The following is a 22,002-nucleotide window of genomic DNA, read 5'->3' on the forward strand; positions in this document are numbered from 1 at the left end:
AGCCAAGCTCCTACAGGCTTCGGCCAGAATCAAAGCGGGCTGCTGAGCCTTCGATTACATCAACCCAAGCTCCGCCATCGACAACGGATCGCCATCGCCAATGATCACGTGGTCGATCACCGCCACATCCACCATCGCCAGCGCTTTCTTGAGACTGTGAGTCAGGTCGATATCCGCCTGGCTGGCCTCGCACACGCCGGATGGATGGTTGTGGCAGAGGATGACCCCCGCCGAGTTGTGCGCCAGCGCCCGCTTGACCACCTGCCGGGCGTGGACGTGAGCCGTGTTGATCGACCCCTGAAACAGCGCCTCGAAAGCCTGGACCCGGTTCTTGCTGTCCAGAAACAGACAGCCGAACACTTCATGGGGCTCGTGGCGTAACAGCGCCTTGAGATAGCTGCGCACCTTTGCCGGACTGGTCAGCGCCGAACCGCGCCTGAGGTTCTCTCCTAAGTGGCGTCTGGCCATTTCCATCACCGCCTGCAGTTGGGCAAATTTCGCCGGACCAAGGCCCAGTTCGCCGCTGAACGCAGCAAGATTGGCGTCCAGCAAAGCACGTAGGCTGCCGAAGCGGTTCAACAGGTGCCGAGCCAGATCCACGGCGCTTTTTCCCGAGACCCCGGTGCGCAGGAAAATGGCGAGCAGCTCGGCGTCGGAAAGGCTCCCAGCACCTCGTTCGAGCAGCTTCTCCCGGGGTCTTTCAGCGGCTGGCCAATCGCGAATACTCATAGCACCTCCCTGTCAGTGGACGCCGCTGTTCCCGTGCGGTCGCTGTGCTATCTTAGCCATCTTTTTTACGTGGCAGTCGGGCCTGGGGAGGCGACTTGATTGCCGCGTGTAACTCGACCAAAAGGCAGGCCTATGCAGCGGCTGTATCGCAAACGAATCGTTCTGGGCGTCGGCGGTGGCATCGCGGCTTATAAAAGTGCAGAGCTGGTGCGCAGGCTCAAGGACCACGGCGCCGAAGTGCGGGTGGTCATGACCCGCGGTGGCGCCGAGTTCATCACCCCGCTGACCATGCAGGCGCTGTCCGGCCATCCGGTTCATCTGGACCTGCTGGACCCCGCAGCCGAAGCGGCCATGGGCCATATCGAGCTGGCCAAATGGGCAGACATGGTCCTGATCGCCCCTGGCACCGCCGACCTGATTGCGCGCCTGGCCCAGGGCATCGCCAACGACCTGCTGACCACCGTGGTGCTGGCCACCGACGCCATCGTCGCCGTCGCCCCGGCGATGAATCAGGCCATGTGGCGCGATGCTTCGGTCCAGGCCAATCTGCAGACCCTGGAGAGCCGCGACTTCCGCATCTTCGGCCCTGCCAGCGGCAGCCAGGCCTGTGGCGACGTAGGTTACGGGCGCATGCTCGAACCCAATGATCTGGCGCAACTGTCCGCCGACTGCTTCCAGCGTCTGGCCCTCACCGGCAAACACGTGCTGATCACTGCAGGCCCGACTCAGGAAAACATCGATCCGGTGCGCTACATCACCAATCACAGCTCCGGGAAGATGGGCTTTGCCCTGGCCGAGGCGGCCGTCGAGGCAGGCGCCCGCGTCACCCTGATCACTGGCCCCGTGAACCTGCAGACGCCCGACCGGGTGTCGCGCATCGACGTGGTCAGCGCCCGCGACATGCTCGCTGCCTGCGAAGCCGCCATGCCCTGCGACCTGTTCATCGCCTCCGCAGCGGTCGCAGACTACCGCCCGGAAGTCGTCGCCCCACAGAAATTGAAGAAAGACCCTACCAAGGGCGATGGCCTGCTGCTGCAGATGGTCCGCAACCCGGACATCCTCGCCACCATCGCCCAACGCGAGGATCGTCCCTTCAGTGTCGGCTTCGCCGCCGAGACCGAGCATTTGCTCGATTACGCTGCTCGCAAGCTCAAGGACAAGAACCTTGATCTGATCATCGCCAACGACGTCGCCAACCCCAGCATTGGCTTCAACAGCGAAGAGAACGCCTGCAGCGTGATCGACCGAGCGTTGCAGGAAACGCTCTTCGCCCAGACCAGCAAGGCCAAGATTGCCCGCCAGCTGGTGACTTTTATCGCTGAACGCATGAAACAGGTTTAATCACGTATGCACGCTCTACAAGCCAAGATCCTCGACCCACGCATTGGCGGCGAATTCCCGCTTCCGGCCTACGCCACCACCGGTTCCGCCGGCCTGGACCTGCGCGCCATGCTCAAAGAGGACACGCTGCTTGAACCCGGCCAGACCCTGCTGATCCCGACAGGCCTGTCGATCTACATCGCCGACCCGAGCCTGGCGGCACTGATCCTGCCGCGCTCGGGCCTGGGCCATAAGCACGGCATCGTGCTGGGCAACCTGGTGGGCCTGATCGACTCCGATTATCAGGGCGAGCTGATGGTGTCCTGCTGGAACCGCGGGCAGACCGCCTTCACGATTTCCGTCGGCGAGCGCATCGCCCAACTGGTACTGGTGCCGGTGGTTCAGGCGCACTTCGAAGTGGTTCAGGAATTTGACGAAAGCCAGCGCGGCGCAGGCGGTTTCGGACATTCCGGCAGCCATTGAGCGTGCGGCGTTCCCAGGCAAACCTGCCGACGACGCTCTGAACGGGCCCGGCAGGGTGCAGAACATCTAAATTCGCATCCGCAAGACCGAGCAGGGAGAGTCGAGTTTGAAAGGCATCAAACGCACAGCCAAAGCGGCCAAAGGCCAGGAAACGACTGATGCAACGGTCAAGGAAGCCAATCTGAGCCTGGCCAGCCCCGGCCTTCTCCCTGCACTCATCGGCATCGTGGCCGCCAGCGTGCTGGTCTGGCTGGGGCTCATGAGTCAGCCTCAGCAGCAGGATCAGCTCGCCCAGGCCTGGGGCACCGCTCAGGCGGGCGCCATCGGCAAGGCGCTGCGCCAGATCAACGCGGGCACCCAGGCGGCGGCACAGGACCCGGCGCTGAGCCAGGCCCTGCAAGGCAGCGACCCGGCCCGGATCGACGCCCTGCAGAATCAGCTGGGCTACCGCGATGGCGTGGTGGGTGCACGCATCAATCCGGTCGGCTTCAATAACGTCGACAACCAGGGCGCCCTGCCGATCAGCTTCGCCACGCTGGACATGCTCGCCAAGGCCGCCAAAGGCGAAACGCCTGCGCCCGAAGCGCGCAAAGTGGGCGACAGCTGGGTGATTTACAGCGTCGCCCCGGTGCGCACTGCCGCCGACGCCCCCGTCACCGGCACACTGCTGCTGGGTTTCAAACTGCAAAGGCTGACCAACGCCCTGCCGGACGCCCCGCCTGAGGTGGGCCAGATCGTGCTCAGCCAGCAGTTCGGCGACGCCGCCGCGCAGAGTTTTCTGACACGCGGCCAGGCAGATGGCGGCCACCCTGTCGACTTTTCCACAGGCTTTGCCAACTGGAAGCTGACATTCACCCCGGGGCCTGCCCTGATATCGTCTCCGCCATCGCTGATGCTGCTTCTGGCGGCGCTGGTCGCCATCGGCAGCGTGCTGCTGGGCCTGTACCTGAATGAAAGCGCGCTCAAACGCCGGGTCAGCGCCGACGCCCGACAACTTGAACAACTGCTCGACGAACTCTCCGGCGGCAAGGCCGTCAAAGCGTTCAGCCTCAGCCTGGCGGCCCTCAACCAGCTGGCGCAGAGCATGGCGCGCATCTCGTTGCGCAACCCGCCGACACCGGTCGTCGTGGCCAGCAACGGTTCCGGCGCTGCGCCGTCCGGCTCGCCGGGCAACAAGGCCGTATTCACGCCGCTCGATACCGATGACAGCGAGCTGACCGATCCACTGTTTCAGGACACAGACATTCTCGACCTCGACGTCATCGATGAGGCGCAATTTCTGGAGTCGGAGCAATCCCACGCAATGAGCAGCACCGTTTCCATCGCCCCGGAATTTCCGGACACCATCTTCCGCGCCTATGACATTCGCGGCATCGTCGGCGAAACACTGAGCGGCGAGACCGCCTACTGGATCGGCCGCGCCATTGGCGCCCAGACCCAGGCACAGGGCGAACCCAACGTCAGCGTGGGCCGCGACGGCCGCCTGTCCGGCCCCGAGCTGGTGGCGCAACTGATCAAGGGCCTGTACGACAGCGGCTGCCACGTCAGCGATGTCGGCCTGGTGCCCACGCCTGCGCTGTATTACGCCGCCAACGTGCTGGCAGGCCGCACCGGCGTGATGCTCACCGGCAGCCACAATCCCAAGGACTATAACGGTTTCAAGATCGTCATTGCCGGCGACACGCTGGCCAACGAGCAGATCCAGGCGCTGCACGACCGCATCAAGCACAACAACCTGCCACCGGCCAAGGGCAGCGTCAGCAAGGTCGACATTCTCGACCTCTACAAGGGTCAGATCCTCAACGACGTGGTGCTGGCCCGGCGCATGAAGGTGGTGGTCGACTGCGGCAACGGCGCGGCGGGCGTGATCGCGCCACAACTGCTCGAGGCGCTGAACTGCGAAGTGATCCCGCTGTTCTGCGAGGTCGACGGCAACTTCCCCAACCATCACCCCGATCCGGGCAAGCTGGAAAACCTCCAGGACTTGATCGCCAAGGTCAGGGAAACCGGCGCCGATGTCGGCCTGGCCTTCGACGGCGATGGTGACCGCGTAGGTGTCGTCACCAACGCGGGCAGCGTCGTATACCCTGATCGCCTGTTGATGCTGTTCGCCCGGGATGTGGTCAAGCGCAATCCGGGGGCCGATGTCATTTTCGACGTGAAGTGCTCGCGCCGCCTGATTCCGCTGATCCAGGAATACGGCGGGCGGCCCGTGATGTGGAAAACCGGTCATTCGCTGATCAAGAAGAAGATGAAGGAAAGCGGCGCGCTGCTGGCTGGCGAGATGAGCGGCCACATCTTCTTCAAGGAGCGCTGGTTCGGTTTCGACGACGGCATCTACAGCGCGGCCCGGCTGCTGGAAATCCTCAGCCAGGAAACGCAGAGTGCCGAAGAGCTGTTCCAGACCTTCCCGAACGATCTGTCGACCCCGGAGATCAACGTCAAGGTCACCGAGACCAGCAAGTTCAGCATCATCCAGGCGCTGGAGCGTGATGCGCAGTGGGGCAACGCCAACCTGACGACCATCGACGGCGTGCGTGTCGATTATCCGAAGGGCTGGGGCCTGGTTCGGGCTTCCAATACCACGCCGGTGCTGGTATTACGCTTCGAAGCCGAGACCGAGGCCGAACTGCAACGGATCAAGGACGTGTTCCGCACCCAGTTGAACAACGTAGCACCGGACCTAGAACTTCCTTTTTGATCAAATTTCTTGAGTGGAGCCCAAATGACCCTCGAACGTGATGCCGCAGCCAACGCCGCCAAGGTCCTTTCCGAAGCGTTGCCTTACATCCGCCGTTTCGTCGGCAAGACGCTGGTGATCAAGTACGGCGGCAACGCCATGGAGAGCGAAGAGCTGAAAACCGGCTTTGCGCGCGACATCGTGCTGATGAAGGCCGTGGGCATCAACCCGGTCGTGGTTCACGGCGGCGGCCCGCAGATCGGCGACCTGCTCAAGCGCCTGTCCATCGAGAGCCACTTCATCGACGGCATGCGCGTCACTGACGCCCAGACCATGGACGTGGTGGAAATGGTACTGGGCGGCCAGGTCAACAAGGACATCGTCAACCTGATAAACCGTCACGGCGGCAACGCCATCGGCCTGACCGGTAAAGACGCGCAGCTGATCCGCGCCAAGAAGATGAACGTGACCCGTCAGACCCCGGAGATGACCAAGCCGGAAATCATCGACATCGGCCACGTGGGCGAAGTCGTCGGCATCAACACCGAACTGCTGAACATGCTGGTCAACGGCAATTTCATTCCGGTGATCGCGCCAATTGGCGTGGGCGCCGATGGCGAGTCCTACAACATCAACGCCGACCTCGTCGCTGGCAAGGTGGCCGAAGCGCTGAAAGCCGAGAAGCTGATGCTGCTGACCAACATCGCCGGCCTGATGGACAAGGAAGGCAAGGTGCTGACCGGCCTGACCACTGAACAGGTCAACGGCCTGATCGCCGACGGCACCATCTACGGCGGTATGCTGCCCAAGATCCGCTGCGCGCTGGAAGCGGTGCAAGGCGGCGTGACCACCTCGCACATCGTCGATGGCCGCGTACCGAATGCCGTGCTGCTGGAAATCTTCACCGATACCGGCGTGGGCACCCTGATCAGCAACCGCAAGCGTTCCTGATCGGTCTGTAACCAGACCTCTGTAGGAGCGAATTCATTCGCGAAAATCGTCCAGGCGATACAGATGTATCGTCCTTGCTGACCAATCGCGAATGAATTCGCCCCTACAGGTTTGAGCATGCCCGGCGCAGCATCAAAATAGCTCTACTGCGGCAATAGCTGCTGCACCCTCGCGCGATCCTGCGCAAATTCGGCTTCAGCCTGCTGCCGGGCATTCTGATAACGCTGAATGTCGACCTTCAGATTCTGCTGCTGATCGCGCACGTCGTTCATCTGGTCGATCAGGCCTTGCGACACCTGCCGCCCTGCCCGCTCCTGATCCGCCGCCTGTCCTTGCAACGCGCCTTGCTGGGTCGTCAGGCCCTGGATATTGCTCTGCGCCACGGAAATCAACGCATCCAGCTCCGCGAGCTTGCGCGTGCGAGCGCGGTCGACGTCCGCCACGCTGCTGTACAGGTGCAGCAACTGGGCGTCGGCATCGGATTGCGCCTTGGCCGCCTGCGCTGCGGCCTGGGCCTCGCGCATTTCGTCAGCCGTCGGCGCAGGCGGCACCACCTGGATGACGCGCCCGCGCTGGTTCAGCACTTCGTATCCCTTGCCGGAATACTCCGCGGGCACCTGACGATCCATGACCGTCACGCCACGGCTGTCGACGTAGCGATAGAACACGATGCCCGGACTGTCATCGGCGTGAACGCCTGCGATGCCAGCGACACTCAGCAACAACCAAAGACCTACTGCGCCCGGCTTGAGCATAAAATCCCGATCCTCTGACGGCTCAGATTCCGTACTGAGCCCGATACGCCTCAACGGCTGGCAGATGCTGCTTGAGCTGCGAATCGTCGGCCAGGAACTCGAGTACCTGATTCAACGAAACGATGCTCACTACCGGAATACCGAAGTCGCGCTCGACTTCCTGAATCGCGGAAAGCTCGCCATTGCCACGTTCCTGACGGTTCAGTGCAATCAATACGCCTGCGGCCGTCGCGCCCTGGGCCTTGATGATCTGCATCACTTCGCGAATCGCGGTGCCCGCGGTGATCACGTCGTCGATGATCAGCACGTTGCCCGCCAGCGCGGCGCCCACCAGGCTGCCGCCTTCGCCGTGATCCTTGGCTTCCTTGCGGTTGAAGCACCAAGGCGTGTCGATGTCGTGACGATCGGCCAAAGCCACGGCCGTCGTGGCCGCCAGCGGGATGCCCTTGTAGGCGGGCCCGAACAGAACGTCGAAGGAAATACCGCTTTCAACGATCGCCGCCGCATAGAACTTGCCCAGTTGCGCAAGTGCCGAACCGCTGTTGAAAAGACCGGCATTGAAGAAGTAAGGACTGGTCCGTCCGGACTTCAGAGTGAACTCACCGAAGCGCAAAACCCCGCGTTCGATGGCAAAACGAATGAAATCGCGCTGATACGCATGCATGAAAAAAGCCCCGAATACCACGGATTTAGCTAATTAGGTAGAGCTCGGGTATCATACACGCACGTGATTTTTGGGGCCATTTATGCGGATCATCAGTGTGAACGTTAATGGTATTCAGGCTGCAGTCGAGCGTGGTTTGCTCAGTTGGCTGCAAGCCCAGAATGCCGACGTGATCTGCCTTCAGGATACCCGCGCCTCCGCTTTCGAAATGGATGACCCGGCCTACCAACTGGACGGTTACTTCCTTTATGCCTGCGATGCCGAAGTCCCCGCTCAGGGTGGCGTGGCACTTTACTCGCGGTTGCAGCCGAAAGCGGTCATCAACGGTCTGGGCTTTGAAACAGCCGACCGTTACGGGCGCTACCTGCAGGCCGATTTCGACAAAGTCAGTATTGCAACTTTGCTGCTTCCCTCCGGGATGAACGGCGATGAAGACTTGAACCAGAAGTTCAAGCTCATGGACGACTTCGGCAAGTACTTGGACAAGCAGCGGCGCAAACGTCGCGAGTACATCTATTGTGGCTCGCTGTATGTTGCGCAGCAGAAGCTGGACATCAAGAACTGGCGCGACAGCCAGCAATCCCCGGGCTTCCTGGCGCCAGAGCGTGCCTGGATGGACGAGATTGTCGGCAACATGGGCTATGTCGATGCCCTGCGCGAAGTCAGCCGCGAAGGCGACCAGTACAGCTGGTGGCCGGATAACGAACAGGCCGAGATGCTCAATCTGGGCTGGCGCTTCGATTATCAGCTGCTGACCCCGGGCCTGCGCCGTTTCGTACGCAGCGCACGCCTGCCACGCCAGCCGCGGTTCTCGCAACACGCGCCGCTGATCGTGGACTACGACTGGACGTTGACCATCTGACGTCCCGTTGCCCAAAAGAAAAGCCGACGTGAAGTCGGCTTTTGTTTGTCTGCAATCTGGCGCCGCGTCCTAACCCTGTGGGAGCCGGCTTGCTGGCGAATGCTGTGCATCATTCAAAATTGCTGCGTCTGACACACCGCAATCGCCAGCAAGCCGGCTCCCACAAAAAGCAGACATGCGACACGTCCAGCTACTTGATCAACCGCCAGGTAAACGGATAGCGATACGCAACCCCGTCATTGGCCTTGATCCCGGCGATGATGGTCAGCACCAGCGCACCAACGCCCACCAGCATCAGCAGCGGGAAACCGATGACGATGACCATCAGTAGAAAACAGATCATCGCCGCGATCGCCACGGTGATCTGGAAATTGAGGGCTTCCTTGCCCTGGGCGTCGATGAAAGGATCGGCCTCTTTCTTCAACTGCCAGACAATCAACGGCCCCAGCAGGTTTCCGAACGGGAAGATCAGGCCGAAGAACGCCGCGAAGTGGCACAACATGGCCCACTGGCGGACTTCCTTGCTCGGCGCTGGCAACGACGGTTGACTGTCGATCATCGAACATTCCTTTTCAGATGGTGGTGAATCCCGCGGTCAGTCGGCCAGTGCGGCCTTCTGCAATTCGAAGATTTCGTTCATGCCCTTCTGCGCCAGCGCCAGCATCGCGTTCAGATCCTGCGGCTGGAACGGCGCGCCCTCGGCGGTGCCCTGCACTTCGATGAAGCCGCCTGCGCTGGTCATGACCACGTTCAGATCGGTCTCGGCCGCGGAGTCTTCCAGGTAGTCCAGGTCCAGTACCGGCTCGCCCTGATACATGCCCACCGAAACGGCTGCGATCATCTGCTTGAGCGGGTCACCACCCTTCAGGCCGCCGCGCTTCTTGATGGCCTTGAGCGCATCGATCAGCGCGACCATGGAGCCGGTGATGGACGCGGTGCGCGTACCACCATCGGCCTGGATCACGTCGCAGTCGACGTACAGGGTGATGTCGCCCAGCTTGGACATGTCCAGCGCCGCACGCAGCGAACGGCCGATCAGGCGCTGGATTTCCAGGGTACGGCCGCCCTGCTTGCCCTTGCTTGCTTCACGCTGGTTACGCTCGCCAGTAGAGCGCGGCAGCATGCCGTATTCGGCGGTCAGCCAGCCCTGGCCCTGCCCCTTGAGGAAGCGCGGAACGCCGTTTTCGACGCTGACGGTGCAGATCACCTTGGTGTCGCCGAACTCGACCAGCACAGACCCCTCGGCGTGTTTGGTGTAGTTGCGGGTGATGCGGATCGAGCGGAGCTGATCGGCAGCGCGACCACTTGGACGTTTCATCTGGGATACCTGTACTGAGACGGAAAACTTAAGGCGCATTATAGAGGCGCAAGCACGCGCTTGGGGCATCTAATGAACCCTCGGTGATTGCCGGCGCCAGACCATCCAGGCGCCACGGAACGCTCCGACTGCAAAACAGGAAGGATCGCAAAGCAATTGCGACATCTTCACATTTGGGCGCACGGCCCGCTCTGCGCTACAATCGTGCGCCTTTATAGCCTGTCGCGTACCGACGACATCATCCGGGCAATCCATCGCCCCGAACAGGCTACCGCCAACGCCTGACTTTATAGAGGTACTCCCCATGGTGCACAGCATGACGGCCTTCGCCCGCGCCGAACGAGCCGGCACCCAGGGCACGCTGAGCTGGGAACTGCGCTCGGTCAATCACCGTTATCTCGAACCGCACCTGCGCCTGCCCGAATCCTTCCGTGACCTGGAAGGCGCAGTGCGTGAAGCGCTGCGTCAGGGCCTGTCCCGCGGCAAGATCGAATGCACCCTGCGCTTCACCGAAGAGACCGCCGGCAAGCCGCTGCAGGTCGATCGCGAACGCGCCAGCCAACTGGTTGCAGCTGCCGAGATCGTCGCAGGCCTGATCAAGCAGCCCGCCGCGCTCAACCCGCTGGAAGTACTGGCCTGGCCCGGCGTGCTGGTGGGCGATGCCAGCGACCCGCAGGCCCTGAACAATGACGCCCTGGCGCTGTTCAACGAAGCCCTGGACGAACTCAAGGCCGGTCGCGCACGTGAGGGCGCGGACCTGGCGAAACTTCTCGACGAACGGCTGACGTCGATCAAGATCGAGGTCGCTACCCTGCGCACCCTGGTTCCGCAGATGCTCGCCGCTCAGCGCCAGAAGGTGCTCGACCGCTTCGCTGACATGAAGGCCGAACTCGATCCGCAGCGCCTGGAGCAGGAAATGGTCCTGTTGGCGCAAAAGAGCGACGTCGCCGAAGAACTCGACCGCCTGAGCACCCACGTCACCGAAGTGCGCCGCGTCCTCAAGACCGGCGGCCAGGCCGGTCGCCGGCTGGACTTCCTGATGCAGGAGCTCAACCGCGAAGCCAATACACTGGGCTCCAAAGCCTTCGACCCTCGCAGCACACAGGCTGCGGTCAACCTCAAGGTGTTGATCGAGCAGATGCGCGAACAAGTGCAGAACATTGAGTAAGGCCACCTCCGACATGACCCACAGCACCGGCACTCTTTATATCGTTTCCGCGCCTTCGGGCGCCGGCAAGACCAGTCTGGTCAAAGCCCTGATCGATGCCCAACCGCAGATCCGCGTCTCCGTTTCCCACACCACCCGCGCCATGCGCCCGGGCGAAGTGGATGGCGTGAACTACCACTTCGTCGACCGCGCCGAGTTCGTGAAAATGATCGAGCACGGCGACTTCCTCGAGCAGGCCGAAGTCTTCGGCAATCTGTACGGCACTTCACAGAGCCGCCTGCAGCAGACCCTGGACGAAGGCCACGACCTGATTCTGGAAATCGACTGGCAGGGCGCCGAGCAGGTGCGCAAACTGATGCCCCACGCCCGCTCGATCTTCATCCTGCCGCCGACACAGCAGGCCCTGCGCCAGCGCCTGACCAACCGCGGCCAGGACAGCGACGAGATCATCGAAGGGCGCATGCGCGAAGCCGTCAGCGAGATGAGCCACTATGTCGAGTACGACTACATCGTGATCAACGACGATTTCGCCACCGCGCTGGAAGACCTCAAGGCGATCTTCCGCGCCAATCTGCTGAGCCAGGAGCATCAGCAGCAGCGCCACGCTCAATTATTAGCGCAACTGTTGGCATGATTGCCTGACCTGTGGGAGTGAGCTTGCTCACGAAAGCTGACGTGCGGGCTCTACATCTGCTATGGATGTACCGGCCCCTTCGTGAGCAAGCTCACTCCCACAAAAAATTGAGCAGACCTGCAAATTCGCAGAGGCCGCAACGCCTGCAGGCCTGCGAAAACCGACCGCTCGTGGCATGCCGCTTGATGCTTTTGGCTGACCACTTGTAAACTACCGAGTCCGCTCGCCCATCCGGGCACCGCGCATACCGCATTTGCTACGAGGAATACCCATGGCCCGCGTGACCGTTGAAGACTGCTTGGAACATGTAGATAACCGCTTTGAGCTGGTCATGCTCGCCACCAAGCGTTCGCGTCAACTGGCTACCGGCGGCAAAGAGCCGAAGCTGGCCTGGGAAAACGACAAGCCTACCGTTGTTGCCCTGCGTGAAATCGCAGCGGGCCTGATGGACTACTCCGTCATTGCAGAAGCCGAAATCGTCGAAGATGAACCACTGTTCGCAGCGTTCGAGGACGAGTCCAACGAGGCCGTCTAAGCCTATGCCCGGTCGATGCAGCAAGGCGCAGGGTCACAGCCTTCGGCAAGGAGTCCTATCTTGCCGAGCATAGACGCCCTCGCCGATCGCCTCTCGACCTACCTCGGCGCCGACCAGGTCAACCTGGTTCGCCGAGCGTACTTCTACGCCGAACAAGCCCACGACGGCCAGCGCCGTCGCAGCGGCGAAGCCTACGTCACGCACCCGCTGGCGGTGGCCAATATCCTTGCCGACATGCACATGGACCATCAGAGCCTGATGGCCGCGATGCTGCATGACGTGATCGAAGACACCGGTATCGCCAAGGAAGCGCTCTGTGCGCAGTTCGGCGAAACCGTAGCCGAACTGGTCGACGGGGTCAGCAAACTGACCCAGATGAACTTCGAGACCAAGGCCGAGGCCCAGGCTGAAAACTTCCAGAAGATGGCCATGGCCATGGCGCGCGACATCCGCGTGATCCTGGTCAAGCTGGCCGACCGCCTGCACAACATGCGCACGCTGGAAGTGCTGTCCGGCGAGAAGCGCCGCCGCATCGCCAAGGAAACCCTCGAGATCTACGCCCCCATCGCCAATCGGCTGGGCATGCACAGCGTGCGTATCGAATTCGAAGACCTGGGTTTCAAAGCCATGTACCCCATGCGCTCCACGCGCATCGGCCAGGCGGTCAAACGCGCCCGTGGCAACCGCAAGGAACTGGTCAACAAGATCGAAGAGTCGCTGAGCCACTGCCTGAAGGTGGACGGCATCGAAGGCGACGTCAGCGGCCGCCAGAAACACCTGTACGGCATCTACAAGAAGATGCGCGGCAAGCGCCGGGCCTTCAACGAGATCATGGACGTCTACGCGTTCCGGATCATCGTCGACAAGGTCGACACCTGCTATCGCGTGCTGGGCGCTGTGCATAATCTGTACAAGCCTTTGCCCGGCCGCTTCAAGGATTACATCGCGATCCCCAAGGCCAACGGCTACCAGTCGTTGCACACCACGCTGTTCGGCATGCACGGGGTGCCCATCGAGATCCAGATCCGCACCCGCGAAATGGAAGAGATGGCCAACAACGGCATCGCCGCGCACTGGCTGTACAAGTCTTCCGGTGACGAGCAGCCCAAGGGCACCCACGCGCGCGCCCGGCAGTGGGTCAAGGGCGTGCTGGAAATGCAGCAACGCGCTGGCAACTCGCTGGAATTCATCGAGAGCGTGAAGATCGACCTGTTCCCGGACGAGGTCTACGTCTTCACGCCCAAAGGCCGGATCATGGAGCTACCCAAGGGCTCCACGGCGGTGGACTTCGCCTACGCGGTGCACACCGACGTCGGCAACAGCTGCATCGCCTGCCGCATCAATCGCCGCCTGGCACCGCTGTCCGAACCGCTGCAAAGCGGCTCGACCGTCGAGATCGTCAGCGCCCCCGGCGCACGCCCGAACCCGGCCTGGCTCAATTTCGTGGTCACCGGCAAGGCGCGCACCCATATTCGCCACGCCCTCAAGCTGCAGCGCCGTTCCGAGTCCATCAGCCTGGGCGAACGCCTGCTGAACAAGGTGCTCAACGGTTTCGACAGCAGCCTGGACAAGATCCCCCGCGAGCGCCTGCAGGCGATCCTCGCCGAGTACCGGGTCGAGGTTATCGAAGACCTGCTCGAAGATGTCGGCCTGGGCAATCGCATGGCCTACGTCGTGGCGCGCCGCCTGCTGGCCAGCGAAGGCGAGGAACTGCCGAGCGCCGAAGGGCCGCTGGCGATTCGCGGCACCGAAGGCCTGGTACTCAGCTACGCCAAGTGCTGCACGCCGATTCCGGGCGACCCGATCGTCGGGCATCTGTCGGCGGGCAAGGGCATGGTTGTGCACCTGGACAACTGCCGCAACATCAGTGAAATCCGCCACAACCCGGAAAAATGCATCCAGCTGTCCTGGGCCAAGGACGTCACTGGCGAATTCAATGTCGAGCTGCGGGTCGAGCTGGAACACCAGCGCGGGCTCATTGCCCTGCTGGCCAGTAGCGTCAACGCAGCGGACGGCAACATCGAAAAAATCAGCATGGACGAGCGCGATGGCCGCATCAGCGTGGTTCAACTGGTGGTCAGCGTGCACGACCGCGTGCACCTGGCCCGCGTGATCAAGAAACTGCGCGCGCTGACCGGGGTGATCCGCATCACCCGCATGCGCGCGTAGCCAACCGCCAACAGGAGTTTTTCATGAGCAAGACCGTCATCTCCAGCGACAAAGCCCCTGCCGCCATCGGCACTTACTCGCAGGCGATCAAGGCTGGCAACACTGTCTACATGTCCGGCCAGATCCCGTTGGACCCGAAAACCATGGAACTGGTCGAAGGCTTCGAAGCCCAGACCGTTCAGGTGTTCGAAAACCTGAAGGCCGTGGCCGAAGCGGCCGGCGGTTCGTTCAAGGACATCGTCAAGCTGAACATCTTCCTGACTGACCTGAGCCACTTCGCCAAGGTCAACGAAGTCATGGGCAAATACTTCGAACAGCCTTACCCGGCCCGCGCCGCCATCGGCGTTGCCGCGCTGCCACGTGGCGCCCAGGTTGAAATGGACGCCGTGCTGGTCCTGGAGTAATTCCCTCGCGGAGCGCATCCACGCTCCGCTACCCCCGAGCAAAGAAAGGACTCCGCATATGCGTATCGCATTTGCCCTCTCGCTGCTGGCCGCGCTGTTGAGCGGTTGCGCCAGCCATTCCAACAAGACGCCCGACGGTGTGTGGATCAACCAGGCCGCCATCGACGCTGCCGTTGAAGGCGGCAACCTGCGCCAGTCGCTGCTGGCCTACGGCCCGACGCTGGAGTGGGACATCAATGTTGCAGCCGGCCAGGCCACGTTCTACAACGGCTTCGAGCTGGCCGAGGGCAAGGTCACCCAGGATCCTGACGGCTCCTGGAAGGTGAATTTCTACGGCAGCGCGTCCGACGAGCTCAAGCTCAAGGGTGACGAACTGATCAAGAGCGCCAACGACTCAGGCCCCGAGCAGCATTTCCGCCAGCCCAAGCAGCCAGCACCAGCGGGCGCGCAACCCGGCACGAGTTTCGAAAACGCCCTGTATGGCGCTTATCTGGGCGGCAAATGGACCATCACCGAGGGTGACGGCCAGGGCAGCGTGGTCGAATTCCAGCCGGACGGCAGCGTCAGCGGCATGCCCGGCAACGATCGCTATGCACTGTGTCTGGCCGGCGACTGCGCCTCGATGAGTGGCGAGTACGACAGCATGTGGCTGGAGAAGAACGAGCGTGGCAATCCGTGGATTTTCGTACGCCAGGGCAAGCAGCTGGAGATTTTCCAGGCGGTGAACACGGCACAGCCCAGCGATATGCCGGAGCTGCGTCCGGGTGAGCGGCGCTGGGTGTTGCAGAAGAACTGAAGCATCCATTGCGGCGAACATCCGCCATATCCGCCGAAATGGAAACCGGCCCGTAGCAGCACGGCTTGCCGGCGGGAGCGATCTTGAGGGCGCTCCCGCCGGCAAGCCGTGCTGCTACGGGAGCCGAATCACCTCTCTACTGCTGCGCCAACATCGCCTCATACCCTTCCTTGTAACTGGCATAACGCGGCGCCCAGCCCAGTGCTCGCGCCCGGGCATTGCTGCAGCGCTTGCTGCCCGCACGACGCACGCTGTTTTCCTCCGACCACTGGGTCACGCCCAATCGCGCTCGCATCCAGTCCACCACCTCGGCCAGCGGCACCGGCGCGTCATCGACGCCCAGATAGCAATCGTCCAGCGCCACGCCGCGCGCATCGGCCTGCAGCAGGAACGCCAGCAATCCGGCCGCGTCGTCGGCATGAATCCGGTTGCCATATAAAGGAGGCTCGACGGCGACGCTGTAGCCCTGACGCACGCGATTCATCAGGTCACTGCGGCCAGGCCCGTAGATGCCGGTCAGCCTGACGATACTCGCCGGTATCCCGGACTGCAGCGCCACCTGCTCGGCCTCGCGCATCACTTGCCCGGAAAAGCCGCTGCCTTCGGCGGGCGACGTCTCGTCGATCCACTCCCCGTCCTGCTGGCCATACACGCTGCTGCTGGAGACGAACAGGATGCGCCGGGGCTTTTGCCCGCTGCGCTCGGTCCAGGCCAGCACATGACGCAAGCCCTGAACGTAGGCGGCGCGATAGCCGGCCTCGTCGCGCTGGGTGGGCGTTGCGCTGTACACCAGATAGTCGATGCGCCCTTCCGGCCATTGCTCGGGCATGCGTGCATCGAACAGGTCGCAACTGACCCCGCGCACGCCGCGGGGCAGCCTGGCGACGCTCCTGCGCAGACCGTAGACCGTCCACCCCAGGGGCAAGAGTTCAGCCGCCACGCGAGCGCCGATATCCCCGCAACCCGCAATCAAAACCGATGGCGCCGCCATGACCATTCTCCACATCAAAAGTAGGTTCTAACCCGTAAAACAAGGCTGAAAAGCGACCATCGGGACGCGTTCGTGTTAAAAAAAGATACTCTATTACTTTTGTTAACAAGAATTACTTGCAATAATATCGGCCCTTTGTTCTTCACCGCTCGCCTTGTGCCAGCGCGTCGCATTCAGAACGAAACACCTTTTTCATATCAGGTCGGGCCAGCATGACACTTAATCAATCCCCCGCTTCGTCGATCACGTCTTCGGCTCTGCCACGTGCAGGTCGCGCGATTGCCGCCGTATTGTTCAGCCTCATGCTGGCGCCTGTCGCGCTCGCCGACTCCAGTGCTCCGGCGCAAGCTCCGGCCACCCAATCTGCAGCGCCGGCCCCTGCCGCCACTCCGGTTGACACCACCGCAGCCCCTGCCGTTCAGGACCCGGCCGCGAACGCGGCGGACGAATCCGCCGAGCCTGCCGTTGCCGACACCACCTTCGGCATGTCCCACGACCTGTCGCCATGGGGCATGTACAAGAACGCCGACATCATCGTCAAGGCGGTCATGATCGGCCTGGCCATCGCTTCGATCATCACCTGGACCATTTGGATCGCCAAGGGCCTTGAGCTGCTGGGCGCCAAACGTCGTCTGAAAACCGAAATCGCCGCCCTCAAGCGCGCGCGCACGCTGGACGAAGCCAGCGCTGGCGCCAAGAAGGAAGGCACTCTGGCCAACCTGCTGGTGCACGATGCTCTGGAAGAAATGCACCTGTCGGCCAATAGCCGCGAGCGCGAAGGCATCAAGGAGCGTGTCAGCTTCCGCCTGGAGCGTCTGGTTGCCGCTTGCGGTCGCAACATGAGCATGGGCACCGGCGTACTCGCCACCATCGGCTCCACCGCGCCCTTCGTCGGCCTGTTCGGCACCGTGTGGGGCATCATGAACAGCTTCATCGGCATCGCCAAGACCCAGACCACCAACCTGGCAGTGGTCGCTCCCGGCATCGCCGAAGCCCTGCTGGCCACCGCGCTGGGCCTGGTTGCGGCGATTCCTGCGGTCGTCATCTACAACGTCTTCGCCCGCTCCATTGCCGGCTACAAGGCACAGGTTTCCGACGCTTCGGCTCAAGTGCTGTTGCTGGTCAGCCGCGATCTGGATCACCAGCCCGCCGCCGACCGCGCTCAGCAACCGCACATGGTAAAAATGGGGTAAGCCATGGGCCTGCATCTTAACGAAGGTGGCGACGACCTCGCCGAGAACCACGAAATCAACGTGACGCCGTTCATCGACGTCATGTTGGTGCTGCTGATCATCTTCATGGTCGCAGCCCCCCTGGCGACGGTGGACATCAAGGTCGACCTGCCCGCCTCCACGGCCAAGCCCGCGCCCCGACCCGAGAAACCGGTCTTCCTCAGCGTCAAGGCCGACCAGAGCCTGTATCTGGGCGACGAGAAGGTCGCGCGCGAGCAGATCGGTCCGGTGCTGGACGCCAAGACCAAGGGCAAGAAAGACACCACCATCTTCTTCCAGGCCGACAAGGGCGTGGATTACGGCGACCTGATGGACGTCATGAACGCGCTGCGCGGTGCCGGTTACCTGAAAGTCGGCCTGGTCGGTCTTGAGACGGTTGGTAAGAAATGATCAATACGCGCCAAAAACTGACGCGCTATAGCGGTAGTCTGTTGTTGGTGCTGGCGGTCCATGCCGTGGCGATCGTCGTCGCGCTGCACTGGTCCGCCCCGCAGGCCATCGAGCTGCCGCCGGCGGCGATGATGGTTGAGCTTGCGCCGATCCCGGAGCCCGCTCCGCCGCCACCGCCAAAAGTGGTGCAACCGCCGCAGCCGCCTGCGCCGGAAGAAGAACTGCCGATTCCGCCGATCGCCGAAGCGCCGAAGCCGGAAATCGCCATTCCCAAACCGGTCAAGCCAAAGCCCAAACCACAGCCGCCAAAGCCCGTTAAAAAGGTCGAGCCACCGAAGGAAGAGAAGCCTGCCGATGAGAAACCGGTAGACACTCCACCTTCCAACGCCAAGCCGGAAAAGTCAGCCGCGCCGCAACCGGCTCCGCCGACGCCGCCGAGCAACGCGCTGCCAAGCTGGCAGGGTGATCTGCTGCGTCACCTGAGCAAGTTCAAGAAGTACCCGGAAGACGCCCGTCGTCGCGGCATGCAGGGCATCAACCGCCTGCGCTTCGTGGTGGATGGCGAAGGCCGTGTGCTGTCGTACGAAATTGCCGGTGGTTCAGGCAGTGCGTCGCTTGACCGGGCCACACTGGAAATGATCCGTCGTGCCCAGCCGTTGCCCAAGCCGCCTGCCGAACTGCTCAACAACGGTACGCTGGAAGTGGTCGCGCCCTTCGTTTATTCCCTGGATAAACGTTGAAACGCTGATTTTGCGACAACAGAGGGCTTGATAACGTGCGTCTATCGATTGCACCCGCTATGCTGGGGCCGCAACTTCATGGACGCACGCTATGACCCTCACAGAATTGCGCTATATCGTTACCCTCGCTCAAGAGCAGCACTTCGGCCACGCGGCCGAACGTTGCCACGTCAGCCAGCCGACACTGTCGGTCGGCGTCAAGAAGCTGGAAGATGAACTCGGTGTGCTGATTTTCGAGCGCAGCAAGAGTGCGGTACGTCTTACGCCGGTTGGCGAGGGCATCGTGGCTCAGGCGCAGAAGGTGCTCGAACAGGCCCAGGGCATCCGTGAACTTGCCCAGACCGGCAAGAACCAGCTGACCGCACCGCTCAAAGTCGGCGCCATCTACACCGTCGGCCCTTACCTTTTCCCTCATCTGATTCCGCAACTGCATCGGGTCGCCCCGCAAATGCCGTTGTACATCGAAGAGAACTTCACCCACGTACTGCGCGACAAGCTGCGCAATGGCGAGCTGGACGCGATCATCATCGCCCTGCCGTTCAACGAAGCCGACGTACTGACCATGTCGCTGTACGACGAGCCGTTCTACGTGCTGATGCCGGCCGATCACCCCTGGACCCAGAAATCCTCCATCGACGCTGCCGCGCTCAACGACAAGAGCCTGTTGCTGCTGGGTGAAGGCCACTGCTTCCGTGATCAGGTGCTCGAAGCCTGCCCGACGCTGGTCAAGGGTGGCGACAGCGCCAAGCACACCACGGTCGAATCCAGTTCGCTGGAAACCATCCGGCACATGGTGGCTTCAGGCCTGGGCGTGTCGATCCTGCCGATGTCGGCCGTCGACAGCCATCATTACGCCCCCGGCGTGATCGAGGTGCGTCCGCTGTCCGCGCCGGTTCCGTTCCGCACCGTGGCCATCGCCTGGCGCGCGAGCTTTCCGCGTCCCAAGGCCATCGAAATCCTCGCCGACTCGATCCGCCTGTGCTCCGTGGCACGCCCCAAAGCCCAGGCGCAAGCGAGCTAAGTGGCGGTATGACGGAGCTGTCCCACGTCTCGGTCACGGCGCTCAAGGGCGTCGGCGAGGCCATGGCTGAAAAGCTGGCGAAAGTCGGCCTGGAAAACATCCAGGACGTGCTGTTCCATCTGCCGCTGCGCTATCAGGATCGTACCCGCATCGTGCCGATCGGCGCGTTGCGGCCGGGCCAGGATGCGGTGATCGAAGGCGTCGTCAGCGGCGCCGATGTGGTCATGGGCAAACGCCGCAGCCTGCTGGTGCGCCTGGGTGACGGCACCGGCGTGATCAGCCTGCGCTTCTATCACTTCAGCAATGCACAGAAGGATGGCCTCAAGCGCGGCACGCACATTCGCTGCTACGGCGAGGCCCGGCCCGGTGCGTCGGGGCTGGAAATCTACCACCCCGAGTACCGCGCCCTGACCGGCGAAGAGCACGTGGCGGTCGAGCAGACGCTCACGCCGATCTACCCGACCACCGAGGGCCTGACCCAACAGCGCCTGCGCCAGCTGACCCAGCAGAGCCTGGGTATGCTCGGCCCGCGCAGCCTGCCGGACTGGCTGCCCGAGGAGCTGGCGCGGGACTACCAACTGGCGCCGTTGGCCGATGCGATTCACTACCTGCACAATCCGCCTGCCGATGCCGACGTCGAAGAACTCGCCCTGGGCCATCACTGGGCCCAGCACCGGCTGGCCTTCGAGGAGCTGCTGACTCACCAGCTTTCCCAGCAGCGCCTGCGCGAGAGTCTGCGCTCCCAGCGCGCGCCGGTATTGCCGCTGGCCAAGCGCTTGCCCAGACAATTCCTCGCCAACCTGGGCTTCCCGCCCACCGGCGCGCAGCAGCGTGTCGGCAAGGAAATCGCCTACGACCTCAGTCAGCAAGAACCGATGCTGCGGCTGATTCAGGGCGACGTGGGCGCGGGCAAGACGGTGGTCGCAGCGCTGGCGGCCCTGCAGGCGCTGGAGGCCGGGTATCAGGTCGCGCTGATGGCGCCTACCGAGATTCTCGCCGAGCAGCACTACATCAACTTCACCCGCTGGCTCGAACCGCTGGGCATCGAGACCGCGTGGCTGGCCGGCAAGCTCAAGGGCAAGGCCCGTGCGGCCTCGCTGGAGCAGATCGCCAACGGCACGCCGATGGTCGTCGGCACTCACGCGCTGTTTCAGGATGAAGTGCAGTTCAAGAACCTCGCGCTGGTGATCATCGACGAACAGCACCGCTTTGGCGTGCAACAGCGCCTGGCCCTGCGCAAGAAAGGCGTGGGCGGCCTGATGTGCCCGCATCAATTGATCATGACCGCCACGCCCATTCCACGCACGCTGGCCATGAGCGCCTACGCCGACCTCGACACCTCGATCCTCGACGAACTGCCGCCCGGCCGCACGCCGGTCAACACCGTACTGGTCGCCGACAGCCGCCGCATCGAAGTGATCGAACGGGTGCGCAACGCGTGCAGCGAGGGGCGCCAGGCGTACTGGGTCTGCACGCTGATCGAAGAATCCGAAGAGCTGACCTGCCAGGCCGCGGAAACCACCTTTGAAGAGCTGACCAGCGCGCTGGGCGAGCTCAAGGTCGGCCTGATCCACGGCCGCATGAAGCCCGCCGAAAAGGCGGCGGTCATGGCCGAGTTCAAACAGGGCAATCTGCAACTGCTGGTAGCGACGACGGTGATCGAAGTCGGCGTGGACGTGCCCAATGCCAGCCTGATGATTATCGAAAACCCGGAACGCCTGGGCCTGGCCCAGCTGCACCAGCTGCGCGGACGGGTCGGCCGGGGTAGCGCGGTCAGCCATTGTGTGTTGTTGTACCACCCGCCGTTGTCGCAGATCGGCAAGCAGCGCCTGGGCATCATGCGCGAGACCAACGACGGTTTCGTCATCGCGGAAAAGGACCTGGAGCTTCGCGGACCAGGCGAAATGCTCGGCACCCGACAAACGGGCCTGCTGCAATTCAAGGTCGCGGACCTGATGCGCGACGCGGATCTTTTGCCTGCCGTCAGGGACGCCGCCCAGGCTTTACTGGAGCGCTGGCCGCATCACGTCAGCCCCTTGCTGGAACGTTGGCTGCGTCACGGACAGCAGTACGGCCAAGTGTGAATCAGTCAGCAATAAGAACTTGTCTCACCTATATAACAACTAAGCTGGTTATACTTCAGCAATTGTAGGAATCTGG

The 22,002-nt window shown here is 62.6% G+C and carries 22 protein-coding genes; 16 read left to right on the forward strand and 6 right to left on the reverse strand.

The window, feature by feature from the left end; genetic code table 11:
- Window positions 1-54: 54 nt before the first annotated feature.
- Window positions 55-729, reverse strand: coding sequence for a RadC family protein (gene radC / locus AC1MEK_RS16280; protein ID WP_480397315.1), 675 nt, complete (start codon window positions 727-729; stop codon window positions 55-57).
- 132 nt (window positions 730-861) lie between these two features.
- Here radC and coaBC point away from each other — a divergent pair, with 132 nt between their 5' ends.
- The 4 genes from coaBC (at window position 862) to argB (ending at window position 6,163) form a co-directional block, all read left to right on the forward strand.
- A complete protein-coding gene (coaBC, locus tag AC1MEK_RS16285; RefSeq protein WP_480397316.1) occupies window positions 862-2,070 on the forward strand; it encodes a bifunctional phosphopantothenoylcysteine decarboxylase/phosphopantothenate--cysteine ligase CoaBC in 1,209 nt (402 codons plus the stop codon).
- Between the two features lie 6 nt (window positions 2,071-2,076).
- Complete coding sequence (gene dut, locus AC1MEK_RS16290; protein ID WP_480397317.1) at window positions 2,077-2,532, forward strand: dUTP diphosphatase; 456 nt, start codon at window positions 2,077-2,079, stop codon at window positions 2,530-2,532.
- Window positions 2,533-2,638: 106 nt separating this feature from the next.
- A complete protein-coding gene (locus AC1MEK_RS16295; protein WP_480397318.1) occupies window positions 2,639-5,233 on the forward strand; it encodes a phosphomannomutase/phosphoglucomutase in 2,595 nt (864 codons plus the stop codon).
- Window positions 5,234-5,257: 24 nt separating this feature from the next.
- Window positions 5,258-6,163: an acetylglutamate kinase gene (argB, locus tag AC1MEK_RS16300; protein WP_480397319.1), complete on the forward strand. Its 906-nt coding sequence runs from the start codon at window positions 5,258-5,260 to the stop codon at window positions 6,161-6,163.
- Window positions 6,164-6,306: 143 nt separating this feature from the next.
- Here the strand turns inward: argB and AC1MEK_RS16305 are convergent, their stop codons facing one another.
- Together AC1MEK_RS16305 and pyrE are read right to left on the reverse strand one after the other, a co-directional pair.
- The gene (locus AC1MEK_RS16305) at window positions 6,307-6,918 is read right to left on the reverse strand and encodes a DUF4124 domain-containing protein (protein WP_480397320.1); all 612 of its coding nucleotides are present in this window, start codon (window positions 6,916-6,918) and stop codon (window positions 6,307-6,309) included.
- A 22-nt stretch (window positions 6,919-6,940) separates the two neighbouring features.
- Window positions 6,941-7,582 (reverse strand): orotate phosphoribosyltransferase, encoded by a 642-nt coding sequence (gene pyrE / locus AC1MEK_RS16310; RefSeq protein ID WP_480397321.1) that lies wholly within the window; start codon window positions 7,580-7,582, stop codon window positions 6,941-6,943.
- An 82-nt stretch (window positions 7,583-7,664) separates the two neighbouring features.
- Here pyrE and AC1MEK_RS16315 point away from each other — a divergent pair, with 82 nt between their 5' ends.
- The gene (locus AC1MEK_RS16315; RefSeq protein ID WP_480397322.1) at window positions 7,665-8,444 is read left to right on the forward strand and encodes an exodeoxyribonuclease III; all 780 of its coding nucleotides are present in this window, start codon (window positions 7,665-7,667) and stop codon (window positions 8,442-8,444) included.
- A gap of 190 nt (window positions 8,445-8,634) precedes the next feature.
- Here AC1MEK_RS16315 and AC1MEK_RS16320 read toward each other — a convergent pair whose 3' ends face one another.
- Both AC1MEK_RS16320 and rph read right to left on the reverse strand, forming a co-directional pair.
- Entirely contained in the window at window positions 8,635-9,003 is a 369-nt protein-coding gene (locus tag AC1MEK_RS16320; RefSeq protein WP_480397323.1) for a DUF4870 domain-containing protein, read from the reverse strand.
- Window positions 9,004-9,039: 36 nt separating this feature from the next.
- Window positions 9,040-9,762 (reverse strand): ribonuclease PH, encoded by a 723-nt coding sequence (gene rph / locus AC1MEK_RS16325; RefSeq protein WP_480397324.1) that lies wholly within the window; start codon window positions 9,760-9,762, stop codon window positions 9,040-9,042.
- Between the two features lie 304 nt (window positions 9,763-10,066).
- Between rph and AC1MEK_RS16330 the strand changes: the two genes are divergently transcribed.
- From AC1MEK_RS16330 to AC1MEK_RS16355, 6 genes are all read left to right on the forward strand, one after another.
- Window positions 10,067-10,930 carry a YicC/YloC family endoribonuclease gene (locus AC1MEK_RS16330; protein ID WP_480397325.1) on the forward strand — a complete coding sequence of 288 codons (864 nt, stop codon included), beginning with the start codon at window positions 10,067-10,069 and terminating at the stop codon, window positions 10,928-10,930.
- A gap of 13 nt (window positions 10,931-10,943) precedes the next feature.
- On the forward strand, window positions 10,944-11,564 hold the full coding sequence (gene gmk, locus AC1MEK_RS16335) for a guanylate kinase (protein ID WP_480397493.1): 621 nt from the start codon (window positions 10,944-10,946) through the stop codon (window positions 11,562-11,564).
- A 271-nt stretch (window positions 11,565-11,835) separates the two neighbouring features.
- Window positions 11,836-12,099 (forward strand): DNA-directed RNA polymerase subunit omega, encoded by a 264-nt coding sequence (rpoZ, locus tag AC1MEK_RS16340; RefSeq protein ID WP_108236206.1) that lies wholly within the window; start codon window positions 11,836-11,838, stop codon window positions 12,097-12,099.
- Between the two features lie 60 nt (window positions 12,100-12,159).
- Entirely contained in the window at window positions 12,160-14,268 is a 2,109-nt protein-coding gene (spoT, locus tag AC1MEK_RS16345) for a bifunctional GTP diphosphokinase/guanosine-3',5'-bis pyrophosphate 3'-pyrophosphohydrolase (protein ID WP_480397326.1), read from the forward strand.
- A 23-nt stretch (window positions 14,269-14,291) separates the two neighbouring features.
- A complete protein-coding gene (locus AC1MEK_RS16350; protein ID WP_480397327.1) occupies window positions 14,292-14,672 on the forward strand; it encodes a RidA family protein in 381 nt (126 codons plus the stop codon).
- A 58-nt stretch (window positions 14,673-14,730) separates the two neighbouring features.
- Complete coding sequence (locus AC1MEK_RS16355; RefSeq protein WP_480397328.1) at window positions 14,731-15,468, forward strand: hypothetical protein; 738 nt, start codon at window positions 14,731-14,733, stop codon at window positions 15,466-15,468.
- A gap of 136 nt (window positions 15,469-15,604) precedes the next feature.
- On the opposite strand, the gene AC1MEK_RS16360 is transcribed toward AC1MEK_RS16355, so the two are convergent.
- Window positions 15,605-16,459, reverse strand: coding sequence for an SDR family oxidoreductase (locus AC1MEK_RS16360; protein ID WP_480397329.1), 855 nt, complete (start codon window positions 16,457-16,459; stop codon window positions 15,605-15,607).
- A gap of 212 nt (window positions 16,460-16,671) precedes the next feature.
- On the opposite strand from AC1MEK_RS16360, the gene exbB reads away from it, so the two are divergent.
- From exbB to recG, 5 genes are all read left to right on the forward strand, one after another.
- Window positions 16,672-17,652: a tonB-system energizer ExbB gene (gene exbB / locus AC1MEK_RS16365; RefSeq protein WP_480397330.1), complete on the forward strand. Its 981-nt coding sequence runs from the start codon at window positions 16,672-16,674 to the stop codon at window positions 17,650-17,652.
- A gap of 3 nt (window positions 17,653-17,655) precedes the next feature.
- Window positions 17,656-18,081, forward strand: a complete 426-nt coding sequence (gene exbD, locus AC1MEK_RS16370; protein WP_480397331.1) for a TonB system transport protein ExbD — start codon at window positions 17,656-17,658, stop codon at window positions 18,079-18,081.
- A complete protein-coding gene (locus tag AC1MEK_RS16375) occupies window positions 18,078-18,821 on the forward strand; it encodes an energy transducer TonB (RefSeq protein ID WP_480397332.1) in 744 nt (247 codons plus the stop codon). Before exbD ends, AC1MEK_RS16375 begins: the two co-directional genes overlap by 4 nt.
- Window positions 18,822-18,912: 91 nt before the next feature.
- On the forward strand, window positions 18,913-19,842 hold the full coding sequence (locus AC1MEK_RS16380; protein WP_480397333.1) for a hydrogen peroxide-inducible genes activator: 930 nt from the start codon (window positions 18,913-18,915) through the stop codon (window positions 19,840-19,842).
- 8 nt (window positions 19,843-19,850) lie between these two features.
- A complete protein-coding gene (gene recG / locus AC1MEK_RS16385) occupies window positions 19,851-21,926 on the forward strand; it encodes an ATP-dependent DNA helicase RecG (protein WP_480397334.1) in 2,076 nt (691 codons plus the stop codon).
- The last annotated feature ends 76 nt before the right edge of the window (window positions 21,927-22,002 follow it).

Source organism: Pseudomonas sp. 2 (genome assembly GCF_056627435.1).